This window comes from Paenibacillus maysiensis, assembly GCF_000520815.1.
GTDB lineage: Bacteria > Bacillota > Bacilli > Paenibacillales > Paenibacillaceae > Paenibacillus > Paenibacillus maysiensis.
Genome location: NZ_ASRY01000312.1, coordinates 1 through 3,521, shown reverse-complemented (window position 1 = coordinate 3,521; position 3,521 = coordinate 1). Strand labels below are relative to the sequence as shown.

3 protein-coding genes are annotated in these 3,521 nt (G+C 40.2%); all 3 read right to left on the bottom strand.

Translation table 11 applies throughout. From position 1 onward, the window contains the following. Window positions 1–928 precede the first annotated feature (928 nt). Window positions 929–2,236, bottom strand: coding sequence for a phage portal protein (locus L696_RS0124450; protein WP_025685966.1), 1,308 nt, complete (start codon window positions 2,234–2,236; stop codon window positions 929–931). A 137-nt stretch (window positions 2,237–2,373) separates the two neighbouring features. After that, window positions 2,374–2,739 (bottom strand): cupin domain-containing protein, encoded by a 366-nt coding sequence (locus tag L696_RS0124445; protein WP_025685965.1) that lies wholly within the window; start codon window positions 2,737–2,739, stop codon window positions 2,374–2,376. 148 nt (window positions 2,740–2,887) lie between these two features. Beyond that, window positions 2,888–3,521: phage terminase large subunit (gene terL, locus L696_RS28980; RefSeq protein WP_155985467.1), on the bottom strand; the 634-nt coding region annotated here is incomplete at its 5' end.

Below are 3,521 nucleotides of genomic sequence, written 5' to 3'. Positions count from 1 at the left end.
GCTATCGAACCAACTTTTTGCTTGCTGATTAGATTGAATGTATTGCTCTATCCCATCCACGCTATACGGATTTAAACCCTGAAGATACGTTTGCCATTCCTCATTCGTTTGGTTTTCTTCAATTAACTGCTTCATTTGTTCTAAATTCATTTTTGATAATCTCCTTTAATGCCCATTCGACTACGCAGAACCGAACACGCTTATGTATGTATTGAATTAAGCCGTTTAATGTCATGCTCAGGACAGGATTTGTTACGCTTTAGAAATCACAAAAATAAGGAAAAGGTACGAACATACCAACTCCCCACTTTTGCCTGTTTTTCAACCTTTGTTTATGCGGATTTTGGATAGCCTAAAGCGTAACACCGTAAGTCTGTATAGGTTCGAGCTTTCGAACACGCATATGTATGTTGAATTCGTTTAACGTCATATCCGATACAATGATGTTACGCATTAGAAGCCGCAAAAATGAGAAATAGATACAAACATACTCCCTCACCATTTACGGTTGTTTTTCAACCTTAGTTTATATGGCTTTTGGATAGCCTAAAGCGTAACATCGAGCCTGCTTTTTCTCATCTGGCGCATCCGTAACTTCGACTTTTCGTTCGCATTCTTATCTCTGCATTTCTCACAATATTTCTGCCGATTCGAATTTGCTGAAAATGTAGCCCTACATTTCGGACAGTTCACCCTTGGTTGCGCTATCTTAGGCTCAGTCTCTACACTACGTTCAGACTCATATTCTCGCTCCAGCTTCTCGTCTATTGGCAGCACTCCATTTTCAAAATATATACACCGGGGCAGGCCATCATCTTGAGCGAAAAATACACATGGAGCATCCTGTAAACAGCAATAGTTTGGGATACCATGCTTTGCTCCGAGATAACAAGCACAGCTATTCTTCACGAGCCACTTGATCCTATTTTTATTCTGCATTTGATACCTCCTTATCGGTACCAACTAATCGTTGCTGCTCCGAATGAAATTTATTGAATTCCAGCTTTGGATTCTCGACAAACGGAAGCAACGTCAGCAACGTTTCCTGAGAGACCACTTGCTGCAATTTAACGATCACATCAGCCATTCCAACCAAATCTGTCGGCAAGTTACGAGTAAACTTCACCGCGATATCCCGGTAATCGTATTGAACGCCTTCTTTAATGTGCAGAAAGGTGAAGAAGTTACGCAGACGTTGCTTGATCGCCTTTTCCATCAACGCCTCACGCATCGCCACTCTATTCTCCAAATTCAGCAGCTTGTTTCTCAGCGCTAAGGAAGACGTATTGCTGGCCCAGTTTTCATTAAAGTTAACCTGATCCATCATGTCGAAGATTTTGCGTTCAATGTTATCCAACTCATTTTTCACAAAAGAATCGTTAATCTCCTTCGTAAGCCAACTTACCTTTCCTCCAGCCGGAACTTGAATAATGCCCATCTTCTTCATATTCAATAAATCTTCAGCTTCCAGCTTCGCATTCTCAATCACGAGATAGGCGTTGCGATGATCTGCGATTTCATTGACCAAGTCTGAATTCAACGCATTGTAGGCATCAAATAAAGAAATCACATCCTGGAAGCCACTTTTTCTCTCCGTATTGGCTGGACAGGAGATAAGCGGGACTCTTCCAAAGATGTGATTATGTTTGCCGATATATTTTAATTCAGGTGCTTGGTTCTGCTTCATTTGATTGTTTTTATTATCACTACTAATTGTATAGTGTAGGATTTCACGGTCGGTATACACATCCAGATACACTTGCTTATCAAACCGTCTCGTAAATTTATGTAGGCCAAGCAATACATTTCTTTCTGCTGTTCCGAACTCCAACACATACGCATTCAAAGGAGATAGCACCGTGGCTGAAAACTGGCCATCTGAGTCGATATAGTTCAATTCGTAGCTTTCACCAAAGATTTCAGACTGTTTTCGAAGCTGTAAATTATGCTCTTTGTCCCAATGACTCATATGTACATCTATGTTATGTATAGCTTCGTCCTGATCCGACTTGGACACATAGTTTACTGGCTTACCGAGCAGATAACCCACTTCGTTATCTACGAACTTACGTGGGAAATTGAAGATAAGCTTTTGATTACTTCGACTTTCTTGCATCGCATAGTTCTTGAGAATGGCATGCTGACCATTGTAGTAATCTGAGTATTTCTGTTTGGCTAATACAGCCGCTTGCAGTTCGTTTAGGCTCTCTAATATGATTTGTTCCGTAATTTGCAAATATATACTTCCTTTCAAAATGGACTATGTAATTGTTGCTTAAATAAAGAAAAGAACCACCTTTAATAAGGTAGTTCCTTGTTGAACTAACGTGTCCCCGTTAGCTTAACGATGTAAGCGAACTGAAGCCTAATGCACTAGATCCAAATATCATTGACTGCTGTTAATTCTGACTCAGTCCCGCCGGTGTTTACTACGCCCCTAGGCTCCACCAACATGATATGACACTCCTTGTTAGCGAAAGGTTTGTGTTCGACACCCTTTGGTACAATAAACATCTCGCCTTGGGAAATCTTTACCTGACCATCGCGGAAATCGATGAACATCTCCCCTTCGAGCACGATAAACACCTCGTCGGTATCTTGATGATCGTGCCATACAAAATCCCCAACTATCTTGACCAATTTAAATTGATAGTCATTCATTTCACCAATGACTTTCGGAGACCAATGATCATTGAACTTAGATAACTTCTCATTCAGATTAATAGCTTGGTAATGAATATTAATCCCCCCTTTTTCTTGATTTTCAATATACCATATTACAGACTTGAATAGCATAAAAGATAATATTCATCAATACAGCATGGGTATCCTGTTCGTTAGCTTAACGAGATTGGATAAAATAAAGATTGAGTATCTAGAAGAATCCTCAAAACAACAAACTGCGATCATAAAACTTCAGACTCTTTACCGACTGAATTAATTGAACAGCCCCATATAAACTATCTGGCGCATCATCATATGTACAATTTCGATTGTAATCCTTCACCTGATGATTATATCTGAGGTTATCTGCATTGAACAGAATATGACCCTTCTTCACTTCCGGCTCCAAGCTAATAATGCGTTCATGCTTCTGCCCCTTGGAATGGACACTTTCAACTGGCGTATGTATCTTCGCTTTCCATAACTCTTCTTCAAATTTCTGCTTCATATAGCTTTGTGCCTGATTGACTTCAAAGCCCAGCTTATCTACAGGATAAAGCTTTAACTTCTCAATAGCGACTTGGAACAAATCATCCGGCAGCAATTTATAGATAATGCCATCGATCACGTACATCTGCTTCGTCTTCCGATGCTGCCCAATAATTGAAACCGCAGAATAGTCATTTTTCTTCCCGGCTTTAATGGCTGGATCAATGTACATGGCTAGTTCCATATCCTCAAACTCAGGTAGCCTGTCCCAATACATGAGATTCTGAAATATGTATTCGTCTGTTGAACGCGGATCATTTTGTAACTCTTTATAGAAGCTCTTTTCACCCATGGCTTGCTTCTTGCAC